The following is a 21,487-nucleotide window of genomic DNA, read 5'->3' as shown; positions in this document are numbered from 1 at the left end:
CTATTACTTCTATCTCTCAATTTATGGTTGACATCAACTGTCCACAAGCAGTTTCATGATTTCCATATTTAAGAGTATTAGATTTTATGATTACAGCTACATAATTCAAGTATGTATTCATCTCCATTTTCTGAAGACAATGATCACGATTCCGAAAGTTCTCTGATTTTAACAGACGAGCTAAAACGAACCCTAGAATGTTACATTGAACATAATCTATCCGTAGATGGAGAAAGATATGTTCTGCTTCTGCCCGTAGATACACCAATAGAAATATTTGCTTGGCAAAGTGACGGCGATGAAGAAGAGGCCGTATTAGTAGAAGATGATGATATCATTGAAGAAATATTCGGCACGGCTCAAGCTGTTCTTTCTGAGCAAAACCTGATCCTCAAGAATACTGCTTATGCCTTAACTGTAGCAGGAGAGTTACCTCCTGAGGATGAGTCTAAATTCTTCACTTTAGAAATTGAAGATGAAGAAAACGGCTTAGAACCAGAGCAATTAATGGAAATTGCCAATTTTTATCATGATAACCAGGAGTATGCAATTTATACTCCCCTAGACCCCCTACTCTTTTTTGCCAGAATTACTAAAACTGGTGAACCAGAATTACTTTCTCCCGAAGAGTTCCGCAAATTTCAACCCCTCTTAGAAGAACATCTTTTTAATGAAGTTGAGTAATTAATTCCAAAATTTAAGCATCTAGGAGCGAGGAATCAGAGGACTCGCAAAACTCTCAACCCTTGCTCCCATGCTGAAAATGGTTTTGCTAAATTGAAAGATGAAACTGCTAAATTCAACCTTGGCAACTTTAATTATTTGCGTTTTTGCGCTTTTGTGTGAGATATTAGAAATCTCATGGTAACTATACAAAAATTATGACTCGCAACCATCTATTACAGCCTAACTTAATTTTAGCGGGTTCAGTTTTAACACTGACACCAGAGGTAATCCAACAATATGGGCTAAAAGGGCTAGTATTGGATGTGGATGAAACTTTAGTACCTATGACCACAAGTTCTACTTTTCCAGAATTACAAGCATGGGTAGAGGAAATACGTATTTGTACGGCGTTGTGGTTGGTTAGCAATAATTTGAGTGAATCCCGAATCGGTAGTATTGCCCGTTCTCTAGATTTACCGTACTACTTAGGTGCAGCCAAACCCTCCCGACGAAAAATTCGGGCTGCGTTACAAGGCATGAATTTACCCGCCCATCAAGTGGGTATGGTGGGCGATCGCTTGTTTACAGATGTATTAGCGGGTAATCGTTTAGGAATGTTTACAATTTTAGTAGAGCCAATTATCCATCCTGATTTTACAGCCATCCGTTCCCATCCTGTCCGCAATATTGAAGTTTGGATATCAGAGATATTAGGTGCATCTATTAACGGCAAAAAACACAGGTAATCAGTCTTTCCTACAATACAAATCTTTACAAAGATTCATAATTCATCAGGAAAGTAAATATAAAGAAATACTTAAGAAAGTCTCTATTTTTTCAAAAATAGGCGATTATTAATTTTAATAACATCAGGGTCAGCTAAAAAAGACCCTAGCGGATAATAGATAAATATAAAACCGTACAGCGTCAACCTTCACCATAGAGGGATTGGCGCTGTATATTTTCCATATTTTATATATAGCAACTGCCAAGGCGGTTAGGACAACCAGTATAATATTATGAGTAAAGCAACACTGGATACAACTCAAGTGTTCAGAACGAGAACAGATCATGCCAAAACCCTATAGTTACGACTTACGTCAGAAAGTAATTCAATCAATTGAGTTAGATGGGATGAAGAAGAGTGAAGCGGCAGAAGTTTATCAAATCAATCGTCATACAATCAACCTTTGGCTTCAACGAAAAGCTAGTACAGGAGATTACCAAGCGTTACCAAATCAACCACCCCTTAAGGTCATAAGATTACTAACTGGGAACAATTTGAGAACTTTGTCTTGGTTAATGGGGATAAAACGCAATCAGATATGGCTAAACTATGGTCGGGAGAAATTAGCAAACGCACAATATCAAGAGCCTTAAAAAAAATTGGGTTCACGGGAAAAAACTTATGGTTATCAAGAACGAGATAAAGTCAAACGACTTCAATTTAGAGAAGAGATAGGGATGTATGAACCAGAGTCTATAGTCTATATAGCCCACATTGTGAAACTCTTCTATTTTCCAACGGATTTTACACACCTTTTGCGTAACATCCATAGGACTTTGAGATATATCATTAGTTGCGATATAATCCGTTCTATCGGTAGAGATAGCAACCCGGAATAGCTTCACTTTTTTCTTTTGCGGGGAATGCTTTTATCTTGATAATTTTACCACATTCTAACTCTTCTTCACTCCATGACAATGATTCAATATTTTTATATTTTTCTTTGCAAAAACTATCATCAACCAAACGATTAGTCTTTCAAGGACAATAATAAACTTTATCTAGACTATCAATATAAAGCATTAAATTGTTCACTGCCTACCAAGTATCCATTAAAACTGTATCAAATGGCAGAACCTTTTGATCCCACATTCCGCACCCTGAACTGGCACAGATCAAAAAAGCAGAGCTAGTAGTACATAATAACTAACGATAAATTAAAGAGAAATAAGCTTAATGAGAATATGTATCATTAAAAGGAGGGTAGTGTGAGAAAGTAAAGTTTCCTAAAGATGCCGAAAGAAAAAGAAAATTCAAGATGATTAAAAAATTTATTATTCAGAAATCAAGAAATGAGAGAATCATAATAGACAAGTAGAGGAAACTGTTGTGAAATTAAAACCCCAAGAAATAAAAATTCAGAACATAGACCATCTAGGGATAGTAGCAGGAATCATAGATTCAATCGGAATAGTAGAAATAATAAATGAATTAATAGGAGTCGAAAAAGACGAAAAAGACGAAAAAGTAAATGCAGGTCAAGTAGTAAAAGCCATGATAATAAACGGGTTAGGATTTGTCTCTAAACCGTTATATATGTTTCCTAAATATTTTGAAACAATCGCTTGTGAACATCTAATAGGAGCAGGAGTAAAACCAGAATGTCTCAACGACGATAAACTGGGGAGAGTCATGGATAAACTATTTATAAAAGGATTAGATACAATCTTTTTTATCATCGCAGTAAAAGCCGCCCAAAAATTTCGCAAACAACTAATTCAATTTGACTCTCTCCGGGATGCTATGGAAGATGTGCTTCGTACAGCGTCCTAATCTCCCTGTCTATTGCTATAGCTCATTTTATATTTTTCTCGTTCTACAGGACTTACCCAAAACACATTCGGAGATGTTTAATAACCTCCCTTCCTTGGGAGGGAAGGAGAGGTTTAGAGGGGTTGATTTATAACAACTTATTGAGGACGTAAATAAGTGTTTAACAGTAAATTATATTACGGTTCTACCCAACGTCCATCTGCTTTAATCAGATTAATTAACTCTTCTACCCCTTGGGTTTCTGGAACTTTTTTAATTTCTTCCCGACCACGATACAGAGAAATGTAACCGGGGGTTTTACCAACATAACCATAGTCAGCGTCGGCCATTTCTCCGGGTCCATTGACAATACAACCCATCACAGCAATATCTAATCCAGTTAAATGTTTAGTGGCTTCTCTGACTGTGTGTAGCACTTCCTCTAAATTAAATAAAGTCCGTCCACAAGAAGGACAAGCGACATATTCAACCATTGTTTTCCGCAAACCTAAAGCTTGCAGAATGCTATAACAAACAGGAATTTCTTTTTCTGGTGCTTCTGTCAAAGATACACGAATTGTATCACCAATGCCGTCAGCTAGTAATGTGGCAATACCGGCAGTAGATTTAATTCTACCATATTCTCCATCCCCTGCTTCGGTCACGCCTAGATGGAGAGGATAGTCCATACCCAAATCATCCATACGTTTGGCCATGAGACGATATGCAGCCACCATAACAGGAACTCGTGAGGCTTTCATGGAGATGACGACATTATGAAAATCCAAAGATTCACAAATGCGGATGAACTCTATGGCAGATTCTACCATACCTTCTGGTGTATCACCATAGGTAAATAACATTCTTTCCGCTAAAGAACCATGATTTACGCCAATTCGCATGGCTTTACCTTGATCACGTAAGGAAATTACCAGCGGGGCTAAAGTTTCACGGATTTTTTCACCAATTTCATCAAATTCAGCTTTTGTATATTCGGTGCGGCTGGTATTGGGTTTTTCAAATACGTATAAACCTGGATTAATTCGCACTTTTTCGATGTGTTTAGCGACTTCCAAAGCGATTTTCATGCCATTGTGATGGACATCAGCCACAATTGGTACATCACGATAAGTTTGAATTAATTTCTGTTTAATTTCCGCCAATGCTTTAGCGTGTCCAAGACTGGGGACTGTAACACGGACAATTTCGCAGCCTATTTCATGGAGACGACGAATACCGGCTACAGAACCATCAATATCCAGGGTATCTTCATTAATCATTGACTGTACCACCACTGGGTATCCGCCCCCAATGATGACATTTCCCACTTTAACAGCGCGGGTTTTGCGGCGTTTGATAGTAGTATCAAAGGCGGGTTGACTAGATCTAGTGTTACTAATTTCCAAAGTCGGCAAAGTTTGCATAATCTAAACAGGTAGATTTTCTGTAGCTAAAATATCAGATCGCCAGAGGTTATACTTCTCAGATTGCCACAATTGGTGGTGTTTTGGATGATAAATTAGAAAAGTATCCGGGAAAATTGAGAATAAACAATTGAGAATGACTAATTTTTAATTTTTAATTTTTAATTTTGTATGATGCGGAAAACGATATGATATAAGGCATCACTTCAGTCATCAAAATAATGAACGCGCCATGAAAACAGAAACCGTTCGCACGACGTTAACCATTCCCAGAGAACTCCTAGAAGCCACAGATAAAGCGGTTATGGAAGGAAAAGCCAAAAATCGTAATGATTTTGTCGCCCAGGCTTTACGAAGGGAACTAGCCATACAAAAGCGCTCTGAAATTGATGCCGCATTGGCAGAAATGGCTAATGATCCAGATTATCAGGCTGAAGTCCTAAAACTAGAGGTAGAATTTGCTACAGCCCAGTGGGAGGCGTTGCAGTTAGGGGAATCTCCAAGATGAGAAGGGGTGAGGTGTATGATGCTCGTTTAGAAACGACTGAAGGCTCAGAACAAGGAGGAACTCGTCCAGTGATTATTGTTAGTCGTGATGTGATTAATCTATCCAGCCCAGTAGTTTTAGCAGTACCTTGTACCACCTATCAAGACGGGAAGCGAGTTTACCCCACTCAAGTTTTAATTTTAGCACCAGATGGCGGTCTCAAGAAGGACTCGATCGCAATGGCAGATCAGGTGCGGGTATTATCTAAGACCCGCTTTTTGCGATTAAGAGGTGTACTTTCTGAAGTTGTCATGGCACATCTGGAACAAGCTTTATTAATTGCGTTAGATCTACCAGGGTGATAAGTAATTCAAAGTTACGCTTCATCTTGATTCTGATTCTTTACCCGTAAAAAGGGGATAAGGCGAAAATTTACGTGGAGAATTGCGGATGAATGAGTGCTGTATATAAAATTCCCGCTCCACGTATTTCAAAAACTTACTCAAAAAGGAGATGAAAGTCAGGTAATTTTGGCTAAATATGAAATCATTATGAACTTAAATGAAATACAAAATTTACATAAAAACTATACACCAAAGGAGTTTTAACTCTGTTCCCTGATCCTTCCTGTTCTCTGCTATATACCTCAACTGAAAATATGACTAAATCAGTAAAAATATCAAAGGATTCAACAGAACATTCTCCAGAAAAAGACCGAGAAGAAAAATTGATGAATGAGGTACTTGTATTGATAAAAACTTTAGTTTATAATGAGGAAATGACAATTAAGTTAATTATAGATTGTCTCTATGATATCGGTATAACAAATTTAATTAACCAAAAATTTCAGTTGGGAACTCTTAATAAAACCCTGAAATTTGCTACTAAAATATCTAAACCAGTGATCAAAATATTGGCCTGGAAATGGGTTAAAAATAATTGTCCTCAGTTGATTACTGGATGGCTAAAAAGTAAAGTTGCATTTCCTAAAGAGGAAGCACCAAAAATAGAAGTATTAGTAGAAAATGAAACTAAAAATATAGCCGCTAGTTCCCAGATTATAGATAAAAATCAGGTCAAACGTCTTAATTTTCAGGTGAAATTGTTAATAAGTCTTTTGATAGCTGTGATGACAATGTTTATTGGTAGTTCTATTTGGTTATTGGTTTCATTACAACAATCTCATTTACAAACTGTGGAGAAATTACAAAACCAAGTTAAAACTCTAGAATCTAGTCTTAATCAACATTAGTTATTAAATCAGACAGGTGATAGTATTTTGAATATGTTGCGCGTTTTAATTTTAGGTGGAATTGGTGATGCAACCGAGTTAGCTGCTAAAGTATCAAATATTTCCTGTATTGAAGCTATCGCCTCTTTAGCTGGTAGTACCCGTAAACCTGTTATTCCCCTTGGCAATGTAAGGATTGGCGGTTTTGGTGGTGCATCAGGATTAGCTAGTTATCTACGAGAAATGCACATTGATATATTAATTGATGCTACTCATCCTTTCGCTGATCAGATTTCTCAAAATGCTGCTGCTGCTGCACAGGAAGTCGGTATTCCTCGATTAATGGTAATTCGTCCACCCTGGGAAAAACTAGAGGGTGATAACTGGTTAGAAGTGGAAAATAATCTGGACGCCGCCGCAGCATTATCAAATCAAGCTAAACGAGTATTTCTAACAATTGGTAGGCAAGAAATTGCTACTTTTTCCAATTTACGAGAAATTTGGTTTTTAATGCGGATGATTGATCCACCAAATCCTGATGTTATAGTACCACCAGGTTTGATTATCCGCGATCGCGGTCCCTTTAATTTGGAAAAGGAACAGGAAATTTTACTCAAATACAATATAGATTGTATTGTCAGCAAAAACAGCGGTGGTAGTGCCACATATCCTAAAATTATCGCCGCCCGCAAATTAGGGATAAAGGTTCTGATGGTAAATCGTCCACCTGTACCCCCAGGAGAACAAGTTCCAGATGTGGAAACTGCTGTGCAATGGCTTTTGAGCAAGTTGGCTATTTTGTAAAATTTGGCCATTAGTCATTAGTAAAAAATTTTTCCCCTCTTACCTCTTAAAAGATGTTTAAAAAGTTTTTAATGTGTAAACAGACCCCCCTCCAAACCTCTCCCCTACCAGGGGAGAGGCTTTAAAACCCCCCTTCCCTACCAGGGAAGGGGGGGAGGGGGGTTAGGTTTTTGGAGATTATGGGTTTCATATAATACTTTTCAAACAACCTCTTAAAAGATGTTTAAAAAGTTTTCAGCGAATATAATTCTCTACTACACAAGCGAAGTCTACCTATTCCCTCCTAATAACTGAGAAAATCTTTAGAAATAGCAAAAGTTTCGCTTACTATTTCCTCGGCTAACTCATCAAATTTGAGTAGAGGATAAACCTTACTACTATTATTTTGATTAGAAGGTGAGAACGACTGAGATTGTAAATCAATACCCATAACTACACTAGGTAAATAAGTAATATTATAATTGACCATTGATCGAGAAGATACTGAAGATAAAGGCAAATTAAATAAACTATGCAAAGGTAATTTATACAAATCACGGTGAGGAATTAAGATTATGGTATCTACTCCTTCTAGTTCTTGAGTAATTGTGAAAATATTCAAGATATTTTGCAACTCTAACAGTTTTGACAGTGTAGGGGATTGTTGCCAATCTCCTAACCAATTCTCAAATTGAATTAAGCGCCATACTGCTTCGGGAATTGCTTCTATATCTTGTATGGGAGTAAGTAAGGCAATAGGAGATGGTGCTTGATCTTTGATAATAAATGTGTGTAAGGCTGCTGGACTAAGATGCCAATAAATTATGGCTGTAGAGGGATTAAGCAATTGTTGAATGGACGTATATTTTACAGAATGAACGTGATGATTAACATCAGAAATTAACCACTGTAAACAATTATTTTTACCCTGTTCAGCAATTTCCCAAGCTTCTACTAAGTCTCCTGTACTTACAGCTAAATCAACTGCTAATTGTGCCAAACCTGCGAATTTTAGCACCAGTTGTTTTTTGCTTTCATCAGCACGAGTGGGGTGAGTTAGTAATTGTTTTAATAATTCAATCCCCCATGTTTGAAATTCTTGTGCAGTTTTTGTTTTTCCCAAACAAACAAGCACCTTACTAAGAGATTGCAAAATTTCTAGATGCAATTCTGGAAAATCTTCCGGTGTGAGAGTGGATAGTGCCAATTGGTATTCAGATATGGCGTGATGCCAATAATCACGGGGTGTAACTTCTTTTTTCCCTTGCTCATAATAAGTATTACCGATAGCTATATGTAATCTTCCCCAACCTTCTGGGTGCGTATCTGGACGAAGCTGTTTTAAACCCTCTTGATAACTTGCTAACTTGCCCTCATAACCGCCTAAATTGAGGCTGGAATTGGAGCGAGAAATGTTACTAGCTACAATCAGTGATGATTGCTCAGGGCTTAGACTACCAACAGCCGCACCACGACCTAGCCAAGCTTCCCAATAGTCCAGTTTAATTTGTAAAGCACTGTCATAACAGTAAATAGCTTGGACGAAAAGTTCTAAGTAAAACAGGGCAATAGCTTGATTATACCAAGCCGGTTGAAAATCAGGCTTAATAGCTATGGCTTTTTGATAGGAGGCGATCGCATCTTCACGACGACCTAGATTTTCAAAGGACACACCTCGGTTGTACCAGGCCAAATAAAATTCAGGTTGAATATAAAGGGCTTGATCCCAAGACTCAATAGCTTCTAACCATTTTTGTAAATTAAATAGCACCACACCCCGGTCAATCCACACCTCATGATAGTCAGGTTGTAGCTTGATGGCTTGATCATAACTAGCAATTGCTTCTGGATATTGTTCTCCCACAGCTAAGGCTACGCCTCGGTAGTACCAAGCTTCTACGTCTTCAGGTTGTAGCTTGATAGCTTGATCATAACTAGTTATCGCTTCCCTGATTAAACCCAACTTCAGTAAGGCAAAGCCCCTAATAGACCAAGCTTCTTGGTAATCTGGCTCAATAGTGATCGCTTGATCTAAAGCAGTAATAGCCGCATCAAAGTCTCCCAATTCGCAGAGAATACAGCCCCGACTATACCAAACTTTGTAGAAATCCGGTTTAAGTGCCAGCACTTGATCATAAGCGGCAATCGCCTCAGTCCATCGGTGTAAGTAAAATAGTGTCAAGCCCTGATGAAACCAATATTCATAAGCTTGAGGTTGTAGTTTACTAGCTCCTTCATACAAAGCCAAAGCAGTTAATAAATCCCCAGATTTAGCCAACTGTAACCCTTGGTAAAACAAAGTTTCCGCCCGATTAGCAACAATGATTTGTGATTTTGGTTGCTTAACAATCTGACTATCACGAATTGCCAAATCTGAAGTTAACTGCTGAACAAGATGGGCGCTTTGCTCCAACCGCACTATCAACTCATTTAAAGTAAGTGCTAACTGCGGGTCTATCATCAAAGACTGATTCCAGCTTTCCTCCTGGGGAGCTAATGCCTCTGCAAATACTTCCTTATCCTTAACATTGTTCTGAATTGTATAGTTGTAACTCGGATACTTACTTTCTGTCTTAGGGTTGTTCTCGACAATATTTTTGGACAAAGACTCACCAGTTAACTCCAAAGAAGAATTAGTCAACAGATCCTCAATCATTTGGGATACGGATTGGTTTGTAATAGCATCCACTTCTTGATATTCCCATAGTAGTTCACCAAATTCGCGGAGAAATTCCTGACTGGGACTACCTAAGTCCTCTTCCTGTAACTTTTGCCTGCGATCATGATCCTGGTTCATGTTGCGCCACAATAGCTGAATTCCAATATCATAGGACAGGTTACTAACCTCACCAATACCTAACTCACCCAACTGCACCATCCGTTTGACTAGCTCATGATTAGGTGCAGAAGAGGCCAGTAATTTGTCGCCAAATATCAACAGCCAATCTAGCCAACGGTCAAGAGTAATTCGCGGTTCCATCCGCTGTAAATACTTCAAAGCCCACTGTTGTCCTCGTGCTTGATGCACTCCTTCCAGCAGTTCGTTAAATAAAAACTCTAGATCCGCATTCGTAAGTTCCGGTAGCTGATCTGCCACCAGACGGCCTTGACTAGTCTGGGGATTACTGATCCGAAGACCGCCAAGGGTGTACTGTAAAAATTTGTTAAGCCATTGCAAGAGCCATCTGAACATCTGCCACTTTATTGGATTTTCTTTCGCCTCGATTGTAGCTATTTTACTGAATAAACTACAAAATCTCAAGTCAATTATGTAATAATACTTGTATTTACATAATTAAATAAAACTTAGTCATTGAGATTAGTAATCAGGAGATGGAGTCAGAAACTCTTCCCATCACTCATCCTGATTATACAGAAGATTTATTAGCTTCATGATACTGATTAACCAAGGCTTGAATAATTTCTTCTGGATTATCTGTTTCCATCCCTAGTTGTTCAGCAACTTGCTGACATAGGTTTTCATCATCTTGCAACATCATGAGTAACTCATCTAGGGTAACAGTTTTGTATTCTTCTGTCGTTAGTTCTTCCTCCGTTTTGGTTGCTATTGAAGGATTATTTTGTACTATATCTGGTCCGTCATATTCCCAAATTGGCTCTCCCGGATTGCGCGTTAATATTTTCATACCTATATCGTAGGACAGATTACTGATTTCCCCAACTCTCAATTCACCAAGTTGAACTAGTCTAACTGCTAATTCATGATGAGGTCTAGAGGATGCTAATAATCTTTCCCCAAACCGATTTAACCATTCTAACCAGCGCTCCGTGCTGACACGATGCTCAAGATTATCTAGCCATTTTTGTGTCCAGGTTTGTCCCTTGACTTGATGGACCCCTTCTAAAAGTTCTGTAAATAGAAATTCTAAATCTGTATCACTCAGGGGTGGTGCTACTGATTTTGGAACTTGTTCTCCAGCGGGGGTGAGATTTTGTTTACCAGCAAACAAGCGCCGGAAAAATTTTTTGATCCATTGAATTAGTTGCTTGAGCATCTGCGGCACCATTGATGTTGCTTCTTCAAATTTTAACGATGTCAGTGACTAGTACGGTGGCAAGGAAATGGGAAAATGCCATAACTTGTTAGAATGGTGAAACCCTTAATTTACCTGGGATATACGGATTTAAACCTGTCTCCATGTCTTACGAACCGCTGCACCACAAGTATCGGCCAAAAAGTTTTGCTGAACTGGTGGGTCAGGAAGCGATCGCTACTACCCTAACTAATGCTATTCTTTCAGCAAAAATCGCCCCTGCTTATTTGTTCACTGGCCCCAGAGGTACAGGAAAAACTTCTAGTGCGAGAATTTTGGCTAAATCTCTCAATTGTCTGCAAGGTAACCAACCCACACCCCAACCCTGCGGGGTTTGCGAAATTTGTCAGGGAATTACTAAAGGCTATTCTACAGATGTGATTGAAATTGACGCTGCTAGTAATACTGGTGTTGATAATATTCGGGAACTGATTGAAAGGGCGCAATTTGCTCCCATGCAGTGTCGGTATAAAGTTTATGTCATTGATGAATGCCATATGTTAAGTACCGCAGCCTTCAATGCATTACTTAAAACCCTAGAAGAACCACCTAAGCACGTTGTTTTTGTTCTAGCGACAACAGACCCACAAAGAGTGTTACCAACAATTATTTCTCGTTGTCAAAGGTTTGATTTTAGGCGGATTCAACTAGAGTCCATGGTAAAACATCTAACTCACATTGCCTCCCAAGAAAATATTAATATTTCCCATGAATCTTTGACATTGGTAGGACAAATTGCCCAAGGGGGATTAAGAGATGCAGAAAGTTTACTAGATCAATTAGCATTAGTCAATGGAGAAGTGACACCGGATAAAGTTTGGGATTTGGTGGGTTCAGTCAGTGAAAAAGACTTACTGGGGCTATTAGAAGCCATCAGTCAAGATCAGGCAGAGATAGTATTAGACTTTACCCGAAAAATCCTAGATAGAGGTAGAGAACCCCTAATAATTCTCCAAAATCTCGCCGCTTTTTACCGGGATTTCCTGATAGCGAAAACCGCCCCCAGTCGTCAAGATTTAGTTACCTGTACCCAGTCAACCTGGACATCATTAGTCAACTTTGCCCAAAAATTCGATACTAGTACCATCCTACTGGGACAACAACACCTGAGAACGGCTGAAGTACAAATAAAAAACACCACTCAACCCCGGTTATGGTTAGAAGTAACATTACTGGGATTATTACCCAGCGCCAATATTCAAATCCAAACGGCAAATATTTCCCAAAATATTTCCCAGCGAGTTAATACAACTCCTGTAACCCCAGTTTACCCTCCCGTCGCCCCTGCACCGGCATATCCGCCCACAAATCACAATTCACCTGTTAATTTCCCACCACCAGTCCCAGAACCTTTATCCGTACCAGCACCAGTAGAGCCAATTAGAGAAGATTCACAATACGACTTAACACAACTTTGGCAACAAGTGCGTGGACATATTCAACAGCTACCCACCCAGGCACTACTAGGGCAAATGTGCCATTTAATTGAGTTCAACGGTTCTATGGCCCGTGTAGGGGTAAAAGCAGTTTGGTATGACAAAGTGAGATCTTATGTACCTGTGATTACTACAGCATTTAGACAAACATTCCAGCAGGAAATACAAGTCACTCTGGAAAAAGCTACTGGCGCAAATGTTACATCAACGAGAAGAAATCCACCAGGGCAAAATTCGCCTCCCGTTCAACAAACACCCGAACCTATATCTCTCCAACCCACACCACAGCCTCCCACAGTCGCACCACAGCCAGTATCTACAGTATCCACACCACCACCGGCACTTATCAAAACTCAGCCTGTTGTTACCAACACAGCACCAGTACAAACTATTTCTTCTCCACCAGTACCAGCACCTTCATCAAACTGGGATCATGATGGTGTAGTTAAAGCTGCGGAAAGTCTGGCTAAATTCTTTTCTGGAGAAATTATTCGTATAACAGATGATAGTTTCCACCTGGGGGATTCTGTTACTTCTACTGAAACCCATGAGATATATGAATCTTATGTTGATGATGAATATACTTGAAAAAATGATATTTGTAAATAACCCAAGTTGCTAGTTATCTCATTGAGGCTGGTAATGGGTAATTGGTAATAAAAGCTCTGGTTTCATCCTGTTCATCCTTTAATCCTAGACATCCTGATTCTGACAATTTACCTAACTAGCAACTTACATTAATAATTTTCATTAATAATTTTCTAGTGGGGGTTGCAAAACTAAGCAAGCCCTATTTACAATGGTAATAGTTACAACAGAACGCCATAAACAAAGGAAAAATCAATGAGTGTTAAAAGTTACCTTTACAACTCTGTCTACGACTCTGTCGTCGACTTCTTCACCTTTAACGATATTGAGTTTATCGACTACCAATGGCAAGTCTACAAGATATACGACAACAAGCCGTCAACAGCAATATTACCCGGACCTCTTAACGCTGTGGGGGCGAAACCCACCAGCGGTTTCCGGAACCTCAATGGCACCGACCAACAACTTTTCGACATACCCCAATCGCCCACGCAAACAACCTCAAGCCTTCAGATAACCTCGACAACTGACATTCGTTACCATGCTGGAGCGACAAACACCCTATTTCGCAATCTAACAGCCAGCGATTTTAGCAGTGATACAGGTGGATTCACAATTAACTTTCCCACAGGTTCCGTAAACTACACCGCAGCCTACGTTGCTGACTATAGCATTCGTGGCAACCTGATCTTCGATGCCCAGCCTAGACTGATCAGCAATCTGATTTCAAACCAAACAGGCAAAAGCTCCTTTGAGACCTTGGATAATCCCTATGCGCGTGAGTGGACACAGTCCGGCACCAGAACTGGCCTTGGCAGGGTGAGTCAAAACAACAATACTCGTCATGAAACAATCCTGACAGGCAGCAATCCGCTGCCAAATTCAGACTTTTTTACCATCTTCGGCCAATATCACTCTCATGGACTTGATTTCCTTGACAAGGGGAATGATGGAACTGTTTTAATACCCTTATTGCCTGGGGATCAACTCTACAACGCCGGCAGCACAACAAATTTCATGGCCCTATCAAGGGGCAACACAGTTCGGGTCAGGCTAGGGGAGGGTAGCAAAGATAGTTTATTGACAGAACTCGGACTGGATCAATATGCCCTGACTCAAACTTGGGATGTTGACAATGAAAATGCAGCGGTTGGCGGCGTTGCGTTCACAACGATTGCCAACGGTGGTAACGTTGTTCTTAATGATCAGATCATTACAATCCCAACAGGTTCAACCCTTAACCAAGTTGTTGATGCCTTCAACAAACAGTCTCCATTTACTGGGGTTATAGCTTCAATTGGCAGCAACGGAGTGCTGAAGCTTTCACCAAGAAATGGCAAAAGCTTTAATTTTACTTCGGCATTTATTGATCTCAACCAAACCTATGGATCTACATTCAGCCATGGTGTATTTCTCAGGGAATACAACGCCAATGGCGAACTCACTGGCGCCATGCTAACTGGCAGCAACAATGGTATTACCCGCTGGACCGATCTGAAAAACAATGCGCTTCGAATTGGACTGGTCATCCGCGATATTGACGTTAGCAGTGTGCCACTGGTTGAGGTGATTCCCGTGGGCAGGCCGGGGGCAGGAAGACTAGGCTTTGTTACCTTAAACAAAATTTCTGGCGAAAAAGGATACATTTTTGATACCGCATTACTAACAGCGGATTCAGTGCTGGTCAAGTCTGGATCAGCCTTCATGATTGATTTGGCCAACAACTGGCAAGGAGCCACGAGGCCAGCAGGTGAAAGCCAATTTAATGCAAATGGAGATCTTAAGGATCCTTCTGTGCTAAATCTCCATGCAGTAGGTGGAGATGGCCGCGCCAATGAAAATCTTGGACTTACCAGTCTTCACCAAATTTTTGTAAATGCACACAACGCTATTCTCAAACAATTAGAGGTCAACATTAGCGAATATCAGAAGCTAAATCGTGACTTCACCATGTCTGGTGAAGAAAAACTCGAGGCCGCCAAGCTGGTTACTGAACAGTTTTATCAGCACCATGTCTTTCAAGAATACGCACGTCGCATCACCCCCGATCTAGGAGCCTTTGCTGGGGTAAGTGCAGGTTTTAATCCTTCGATACTTGCTGAATTTGCCAGTTCGACCTTCCGCTTTGGCCACTCCCAGTTGAGTGAAACATTGGCCATGGCTAATATTGACCCAGAGACCGGAATTGCTTTGACACAAGGCAAGAAAGATATCCCGCTGCTGCAAGCCTTTCTAGCCCCTCAGTTGTATACAGACAAATCAGCGGCTGAGATTGTGGCAGGTACGTCGAATCAGGTTGGCAATCTAACTGATGAATATGTTACCAATACCTTAAGAAATGCACTTGTTGGCCTTCCCCTTGATCTTGCTGCCCTCAACATCGGCAGAGGACAGGATAGCGGCATTTCCTCTCTGAACCAGGCACGGCAGGAGATGCAAGCCTTTCTACGCAATATCCGTCTTACATCTGGTACAACCGCCACGAATCAAACTAACAACGGAATTGATGCTCGTTTGGCCGCCCAGGAAGCCAATCTGCGTCCCTATGTGAGTTGGCGAGATTTTGGCAACCACTTGCTACACCCCAACTCCCTGAAGGGATTCATCATGGCTTACTCCCGTGATGCCATCCTAAGCAGCTACTCAAACAATACGAATCTCAATTACTGGAATAACTTACAAGCCAGCAACAATGCGGGCGATGCTTCCATCTATGCGGCTGCCTTATCCAGCGCGGCCGATGCGGCGATTCTAGATAACAACTTCATGGGCAATGCCTGGACCGGAACCAGCGTTAACGCCCTAGATCCGAATTACCAGGGAACTTCAGGAAATCAGGATTTCCAAAAGATATCCCTTTGGATTGGCGGCCTAGCGGAGGCCAGGGTTCCCGGCGGTATGCTCGGACCGACCCATAATTTCATCTACTCTTATCAAATGCAGCAGCTACAGCGAGGCGATGAAAACTACTACCTGAGCAAACTTGGTGCTACTGACTTGCTGGCCTCGATTCAAGGCAAAGTTTTGGCCGATCTCGTAATGGAATCCACTGGCGTTCGCCACCTCTATCACAAGATCTTTGCCGTCAACGATGCCGACTATGAACTGGACAGTGAATCCAACCTTGAATTCAACAGCAATGCTGCGCTGTCGGCGGCAACAAAAACAGTCACCGATATCTTTGGAGTCAGCCAGACCGTAGGACTTGCAGGCTATGTCAATGGCGTGTTCACAGGCAATGGCGGTAATTACTTGGATGCCCGCGGTGAGTTAAATCCAAATGGAATCGGTAATGCTAGTGAGATGTTTGGTGGCACTGATGATGCTGACACCATTAAGGGTCTCGGTGGCGATGACTGCATCTGGGGTGATGGCGGCAACGACATCGCCTACGGCGGCACTGGCAATGACTTCATTGATGGCGGCACTGGCAATGACAATATCTTTGGTGAAGCCGGCAATGACCTTCTTAGGGGTGGCGATGGGAACGATGATATGTTTGGTGGAAGTGAAAACGATGATATGTATGGGGGAGAAGGCAATGACAAGATATTTGGCGAGACTGGCTCTGATGATATAAATGGCCAAGGTGGCAATGATCAGCTTTTTGGTGGGGACGACGTTGATACGCTCAAAGGTGGAGAGGGCAATGATAAGCTCTACGGTGAAGCAGGATCTGACGTACTGACGGGTGGAATGGGCAATGACAGCTTCTACTTCGGTCAGCCACTTGCAACAACTGGTATTGATAGAATCACTGATTTCTCGCCTAACCTTGACAAGCTGGTTCTCAGCAGTGTCATCTACTCTTCGCTTTCGACTAATGGGATCAGGGTCGACCAATTTGAATCTATTGCTGGTTCAAGCACGGCCAATGTTATTGCGGAGGCCACAACGAGCAATACCAGAATTGTCTACAACAGCAACAATGGAGCGCTCTCCTACGATATAGATGGCACTGGTCCGTCCACAGGTGTACAAATTGCTACACTCAGCAAGTTCAACGCCTATTTTCCTTCCGACGTGCTCTCAGCCCAGGCTCTTTTTCCCACGTTAACCGCATCCGATTTCATCATCACAGGCTGATGGTTGATTGCACACTCACTTCGGACTCTCCATGGGAGCCGAACTTGACGTGAAACTGAGATAGGCGTAAAAAGCTGCGAGATGGCCTGAAAACCTTTGTCCTATAAAGTTTTGGTTAGTCTTAGGACTTACGCATTGACAAAAGGAGGACTGTATTCAATCAGACTCCTTTTTTTCTTGAACATGACCGATTTACAGCAATTTCCAATCATATAAGGTACATCCTAGCCCCCTCATCGCACCCCCCTGATTCCCCCCGCAGCGGGGGGAAGAAAAGGATAAACTTTTGATATTGGAGGGGGTTGGGGGTGGGGTTCTTGTTCCAGGTTTGATGACAATTTGCTGTAGTCTAAACTCCAGGAATAGAACTTACCCCATGACAGCTAATACGGATTTTGGTAGTAACTTTTCTTTAAACCAAATAATTTTCGCGGGAACATTATCTAATTTGACTCCAGCTTTTTCTAAGTTCAATCTTTCGGAAATTGCTAAAATCAAATTATCGCAATTTGCCCGTTTTATTTGAGAAAATTTCTTTTGTAAATATTCTGGCCTCCAATAACCAATTATTTCTAAAATAAATACCCGTCCGTCTGCATGAACTAATCGAAAATCGGGAATCATCACACTACCAGGAATGGGAATTAAATTAACTTCTCTCTCTAATATCCAACCACTTTTTAAGCCATCCCATTTACTAGCAAAAGATTCCTCTAACATACTATCATAAGGTTTACCTGGAGGATAATGGGAGACTAATCCACATTCAGAATTAAGGCTAAAACGTCCTATTTTTAACTCATTTGTGTAAAAATCACGAGTTTGTAAGGTTGCTGATAAACTCCATTTTGTCACATGAAGTAAAGCGGGAATTAACTTGGCTATAGCTAAACCATAACGGGTACTGGAAGTAAATAAACTTGCAGGACCATCTACACTAATCGTAAAACCATGATCTGCATCACCTTCAATATAAGCCATTAATTGAAATAGCTTTAAATAACGAAACAATAGTTTATATTCTCCGGGAACATTGCGATGAGCATTTAATACTAATTGCGTTGCTTTATAAAAAACTCCTTGAATTTGAGATAAATTATAACGATGTAAAACATCTTCTGGTTTGGGAGCATCAAAAGCAGTTAGAATTTTATTTTCTGATAAATCTGCGTAAAGTCCGTCTCGTATTTGGTTATGTAAAATTTCTTGGTTGAGTTCTTGACTTAAATCAGCCGCAATTTTATTTAAAGTAATATCCGTTAATTCTCGACTATAAGTAGATTTGGCTGCTAAAGTAAATACCCTTTCTCTTAACATTGCTGGTTCGAGAGGACTGACTATTTCAAAGGTACAAAAACTGCTTTTCAGAATATAAGCTAAACCCCGTTTCATGCGGTAATCTGTAGTATCTCCTTCAAAGTCTGCTAATTGACGTTCTAATAATCCTTGAGTTTTCCCGACTGCTTCCTGAAAAAAACTAATTAAATCCTTAGCTAAATTCAAATGTTTCTGATCAAGTTTCAGTCTCTTCGGAATAATTTCCTCGCCGTTTTGGCGGTGTATCAGTAGGTCCGTTGGTAACATCTTTCTTTTTAGTTGAATAGTTAATTTCTAATTGTTCTGCTGCTTTTAAATCGCTTTTCTTTCCCCCACCATAAATAACTTGTAAATTTGTCTTTTTCGGTTTTTCTTCCTGAGTGTTATTTTCTCCCCTGCGTCTGGCTGAAGTTACCTCTTCGCTTGTATCTTCGGCTATGACTTCATATAAAATTGCTTGTTTATTTGCTAAATTTCCCTTGCGTAAAATTCTCCCCAATCGTTGAATATATTCCCGCGTTGAACCCGTACCTGATAAAATAATCGCAATAGTGGCTGCGGGAACATCTACACCTTCATTTAAGACATGAGAAGCAACTAAGGTATTATATTCACCTGCTTTAAATTTAGTTAAAATTTCATGTCTTTCTTTCACTGGTGTTTGATGAGTAATTGCGGGAATTAATAAATCTTGAGAAATACGATAAACTGTAGTATTATCAGCAGTAAAAATCAAAATTCTTTCGGGATAATGGGTGGTTAATAAGTCCACAAGTACCCGCAATTTACCATCAGTTCCTAAAGCGATTTCTTTGGCTTGACGATGTGCTAACATTGCTCTACGTCCAGGTTCGGATCTTGCACTCATTTGCACAAACATTTGCCAACCTTGGATACTTCCTAAAGAGATTTTTGATTGTTTTAAAAAATCATTGCGAGTTTGAATTAACTGATTATATTTTTCTCGTTCTAATGGGGATAATTTAACTTTAATTTGCACAATTTCATGAGCAGCTAAAGCTTTACCAGCTAAATCTTCAGCGCATTTACGATAAACTTCTCTACCAATAAGAATATTTAAATCAGCGTGTTTACCATCTGTACGTTCCGGGGTTGCAGACAGTCCTAAACGATAGGGAGCGATCGCATATTCGGCAATAACTCTGTTAAAATCTGTAGGTAAGTGATGACATTCATCAAAAATTATCAAAGCATATCTATTACCTAAACTCTCCGCATGAATAGCGGCACTATTGTATGTAGCAATTAAAATCGGTGTTCTATCCCGTGAACCACCCCCCAGTAAACCTACTTCCCCGTCAGGAAAAGCTGCTACCAAGTGAGCATACCACTGGTGCATTAAGTCCAACGTGGGGACGACAATTAATGTCGTGCGTGGTGTGGCTTGCATCGCCATTTGCGCCAAATAGGTCTTTCCCGCCGCTGTTGGTAGTACCACTACCCCCCGTCTTCCAGCCAGTTTCCAAGCCGCTAAAGCCTCATTTTGATGGGAATAGGGGTTCATTTCTACACTAGCTACCAACTCCAGGGGATAAAAAGCCTTAGCGTCATCAATAAAATCTGTAGCTTCGGCTTGAAGTGCTTCAACTAAGCAACGGTATCTTATAGCGGGAATGCGGAATTTTTCCACTCTATCATCCCATCTGGCATAATCTATCCAAGTTTTACTCCGTGGTGGTGGATGTAAAATTAATGTACCACGATCAAAAGTTAAGGTGGGGTGACGAGCCATTTATTTTCTCTGAATAGAGTTACACTGATATCACCAATTATTTTATCACTCCAAAGATTCTTTTCCAAGAAGTTAATATCAGCAATCCTCAGTGGGTTGTGAACGGATTTTTTTGAACGAACCACAGAGGACGCAGAGGTAGAGAGAAAGAGGTATTCAGCGTCTTATTTAGGATCTCTATATCAGCAAAATTTTTGTCTAACTTTAATACAGTTTATGTTAACTAATAAGTCTGTTATTGTTCTCCTTTTCCATATAAAACCACAGCTACAGGGGTTTCCGCTCTTATGAGGTACTTCATTTGCCCCCTCCTCGCACCCCCCTCAATCCCAGGGCTGCGGGGGGAAGAAAAGGATAAACTTTTGATATTGGAGGGGGTTGGGGCACGGACATTTCCCCGGTTGCCGTAGGCTTGGGGAAAGTTAGGATTAATTTTGATAGCTTGGTTGAAATCTTTTATTGCTCCTTGCTTATCTCCTAATTCATAACGGACAACTCCCCGGTTGTAGTAGGCATTTGCATCGTTAGGATTAATTTTGATGGCTGGGTTGTAATCATCTATGGGAATCTCTTGACTCAAACCAGGGTTAACACTAAGGGTAACTGTCAATGCAGTGAATACTAAGGCACTAGTTAATTAATGTTGGTAGCTGCATAATATTTGACCTGTGGTTGCTCAATTTTGGGGGTTATGGTAGTATTTAACTAGATTTGTATTTGTGTTATTCAAACTTTATACTTGGCGTAGAAATATGCACGCCTATAACCGATTATATACTAATTTTTATACTAATTTATATATGCTAATTTTTATCAAAGATTAAGGGATTTACTTAGAAGTTAACTTTATGATACAATTCCCTTTAGTAAGTGAAGTGAACAGACTTATATAAACATCTACTTGGTGAAACACAAGGTCATCAAGTAGTTTATGAGTTCAGAGATAATATCCACAAGGTAAGTTTCCAAGAAATGCAAGTATGGATTGTTAATGATAAAAAAGCCTATATTCTGCTATATAAAACCTAGACAAAACTAGACTTTACTTTCTACTTCAACGGGAGCATGGGAGCAGTTATCCCTCGGTAGACTTTCACGCTTTAGCCAAACGCGATAAATTAA

15 protein-coding genes and 2 pseudogenes are annotated in these 21,487 nt (G+C 40.3%); 10 read left to right on the top strand and 7 right to left on the bottom strand.

The features are described from left to right. Window positions 1-111: 111 nt before the first annotated feature. From H6G25_RS19785 to H6G25_RS19775, 3 genes and pseudogenes are all read left to right on the top strand, one after another. A complete protein-coding gene (locus tag H6G25_RS19785) occupies window positions 112-684 on the top strand; it encodes a DUF3727 domain-containing protein (protein ID WP_190393961.1) in 573 nt (190 codons plus the stop codon). Window positions 685-881: 197 nt separating this feature from the next. Further along, window positions 882-1,412 carry a YqeG family HAD IIIA-type phosphatase gene (locus H6G25_RS19780; RefSeq protein WP_190393960.1) on the top strand — a complete coding sequence of 177 codons (531 nt, stop codon included), beginning with the start codon at window positions 882-884 and terminating at the stop codon, window positions 1,410-1,412. Between the two features lie 325 nt (window positions 1,413-1,737). Beyond that, window positions 1,738-2,160, top strand: a pseudogene (locus H6G25_RS19775) (IS630 transposase-related protein); the annotation flags it as partial. Window positions 2,161-2,263: 103 nt separating this feature from the next. On the opposite strand, the gene H6G25_RS21415 reads toward H6G25_RS19775, so the two are convergent. After that, window positions 2,264-2,419: a hypothetical protein gene (locus H6G25_RS21415; protein WP_242035039.1), complete on the bottom strand. Its 156-nt coding sequence runs from the start codon at window positions 2,417-2,419 to the stop codon at window positions 2,264-2,266. A gap of 363 nt (window positions 2,420-2,782) precedes the next feature. On the opposite strand from H6G25_RS21415, the pseudogene H6G25_RS19765 reads away from it, so the two are divergent. After that, a pseudogene (locus tag H6G25_RS19765) lies at window positions 2,783-3,157 on the top strand (DUF4277 domain-containing protein); the annotation flags it as partial. Window positions 3,158-3,402: 245 nt separating this feature from the next. On the opposite strand, the gene ispG reads toward H6G25_RS19765, so the two are convergent. Beyond that, a complete protein-coding gene (ispG, locus tag H6G25_RS19760; RefSeq protein WP_190393958.1) occupies window positions 3,403-4,629 on the bottom strand; it encodes a (E)-4-hydroxy-3-methylbut-2-enyl-diphosphate synthase in 1,227 nt (408 codons plus the stop codon). Window positions 4,630-4,861: 232 nt separating this feature from the next. Between ispG and H6G25_RS19755 the strand changes: the two genes are divergently transcribed. The 4 genes from H6G25_RS19755 to H6G25_RS19740 all read left to right on the top strand — a co-directional run bounded on the left by H6G25_RS19755 (window position 4,862) and on the right by H6G25_RS19740 (window position 7,151). Then, on the top strand, window positions 4,862-5,137 hold the full coding sequence (locus H6G25_RS19755) for a ribbon-helix-helix domain-containing protein (protein WP_028085049.1): 276 nt from the start codon (window positions 4,862-4,864) through the stop codon (window positions 5,135-5,137). Beyond that, window positions 5,134-5,478 carry a type II toxin-antitoxin system PemK/MazF family toxin gene (locus H6G25_RS19750; protein ID WP_028085048.1) on the top strand — a complete coding sequence of 115 codons (345 nt, stop codon included), beginning with the start codon at window positions 5,134-5,136 and terminating at the stop codon, window positions 5,476-5,478. The genes H6G25_RS19755 and H6G25_RS19750 overlap by 4 nt, the downstream gene beginning before the upstream one ends. Before the next feature lie 296 nt (window positions 5,479-5,774). Then, on the top strand, window positions 5,775-6,368 hold the full coding sequence (locus tag H6G25_RS19745) for a hypothetical protein (RefSeq protein ID WP_190393957.1): 594 nt from the start codon (window positions 5,775-5,777) through the stop codon (window positions 6,366-6,368). Window positions 6,369-6,401: 33 nt separating this feature from the next. Further along, on the top strand, window positions 6,402-7,151 hold the full coding sequence (locus tag H6G25_RS19740) for a cobalt-precorrin-6A reductase (protein ID WP_190393956.1): 750 nt from the start codon (window positions 6,402-6,404) through the stop codon (window positions 7,149-7,151). A gap of 283 nt (window positions 7,152-7,434) precedes the next feature. Here H6G25_RS19740 and H6G25_RS19735 read toward each other — a convergent pair whose 3' ends face one another. Continuing rightward, complete coding sequence (locus H6G25_RS19735) at window positions 7,435-10,227, bottom strand: tetratricopeptide repeat protein (protein WP_347239227.1); 2,793 nt, start codon at window positions 10,225-10,227, stop codon at window positions 7,435-7,437. Window positions 10,228-10,498: 271 nt separating this feature from the next. Next, window positions 10,499-11,146, bottom strand: coding sequence for a hypothetical protein (locus H6G25_RS19730; RefSeq protein ID WP_242035037.1), 648 nt, complete (start codon window positions 11,144-11,146; stop codon window positions 10,499-10,501). Window positions 11,147-11,289: 143 nt separating this feature from the next. Here H6G25_RS19730 and H6G25_RS19725 point away from each other — a divergent pair, with 143 nt between their 5' ends. Continuing rightward, window positions 11,290-13,209 carry a DNA polymerase III subunit gamma/tau gene (locus H6G25_RS19725; RefSeq protein ID WP_190393953.1) on the top strand — a complete coding sequence of 640 codons (1,920 nt, stop codon included), beginning with the start codon at window positions 11,290-11,292 and terminating at the stop codon, window positions 13,207-13,209. 255 nt (window positions 13,210-13,464) lie between these two features. After that, the gene (locus H6G25_RS19720) at window positions 13,465-17,295 is read left to right on the top strand and encodes a peroxidase family protein (protein ID WP_190393952.1); all 3,831 of its coding nucleotides are present in this window, start codon (window positions 13,465-13,467) and stop codon (window positions 17,293-17,295) included. Window positions 17,296-17,664: 369 nt separating this feature from the next. On the opposite strand, the gene H6G25_RS19715 is transcribed toward H6G25_RS19720, so the two are convergent. The 3 genes from H6G25_RS19715 to H6G25_RS21665 form a co-directional block, all read right to left on the bottom strand. After that, window positions 17,665-18,879, bottom strand: a complete 1,215-nt coding sequence (locus H6G25_RS19715; protein WP_190393951.1) for a DUF790 family protein — start codon at window positions 18,877-18,879, stop codon at window positions 17,665-17,667. Then, the gene (locus H6G25_RS19710; protein ID WP_190393950.1) at window positions 18,809-20,365 is read right to left on the bottom strand and encodes a DEAD/DEAH box helicase family protein; all 1,557 of its coding nucleotides are present in this window, start codon (window positions 20,363-20,365) and stop codon (window positions 18,809-18,811) included. Before H6G25_RS19710 ends, H6G25_RS19715 begins: the two co-directional genes overlap by 71 nt. A 235-nt stretch (window positions 20,366-20,600) precedes the next feature. After that, window positions 20,601-20,975 (bottom strand): tetratricopeptide repeat protein, encoded by a 375-nt coding sequence (locus H6G25_RS21665; RefSeq protein WP_347239226.1) that lies wholly within the window; start codon window positions 20,973-20,975, stop codon window positions 20,601-20,603. Between the last annotated feature and the right edge of the window lie 512 nt (window positions 20,976-21,487).

It is taken from the genome of Dolichospermum sp. FACHB-1091 (assembly GCF_014697585.1).
Classification (GTDB): domain Bacteria; phylum Cyanobacteriota; class Cyanobacteriia; order Cyanobacteriales; family Nostocaceae; genus Dolichospermum.
Note: the sequence above shows the minus strand (reverse complement) of the source record. Positions and strands in the feature narration are given on the sequence as shown.

Coding starts and splice junctions, on each gene's coding strand:
- H6G25_RS19720 (WP_190393952.1), top strand. CDS start 13,465: ATGAGTGTTAAAAGTTACCTTTACAACTCTGTCTACGACTCTGTCGTC.
- H6G25_RS19750 (WP_028085048.1), top strand. CDS start 5,134: ATGAGAAGGGGTGAGGTGTATGATGCTCGTTTAGAAACGACTGAAGGC.
- H6G25_RS19730 (WP_242035037.1), bottom strand. CDS start 11,146: ATGCTCAAGCAACTAATTCAATGGATCAAAAAATTTTTCCGGCGCTTG.
- H6G25_RS19740 (WP_190393956.1), top strand. CDS start 6,402: ATGTTGCGCGTTTTAATTTTAGGTGGAATTGGTGATGCAACCGAGTTA.
- H6G25_RS19755 (WP_028085049.1), top strand. CDS start 4,862: ATGAAAACAGAAACCGTTCGCACGACGTTAACCATTCCCAGAGAACTC.
- H6G25_RS19785 (WP_190393961.1), top strand. CDS start 112: ATGTATTCATCTCCATTTTCTGAAGACAATGATCACGATTCCGAAAGT.
- H6G25_RS19725 (WP_190393953.1), top strand. CDS start 11,290: ATGTCTTACGAACCGCTGCACCACAAGTATCGGCCAAAAAGTTTTGCT.
- ispG (WP_190393958.1), bottom strand. CDS start 4,629: ATGCAAACTTTGCCGACTTTGGAAATTAGTAACACTAGATCTAGTCAA.
- H6G25_RS19710 (WP_190393950.1), bottom strand. CDS start 20,365: ATGGCTCGTCACCCCACCTTAACTTTTGATCGTGGTACATTAATTTTA.
- H6G25_RS19780 (WP_190393960.1), top strand. CDS start 882: ATGACTCGCAACCATCTATTACAGCCTAACTTAATTTTAGCGGGTTCA.
- H6G25_RS19745 (WP_190393957.1), top strand. CDS start 5,775: ATGACTAAATCAGTAAAAATATCAAAGGATTCAACAGAACATTCTCCA.
- H6G25_RS19715 (WP_190393951.1), bottom strand. CDS start 18,879: ATGTTACCAACGGACCTACTGATACACCGCCAAAACGGCGAGGAAATT.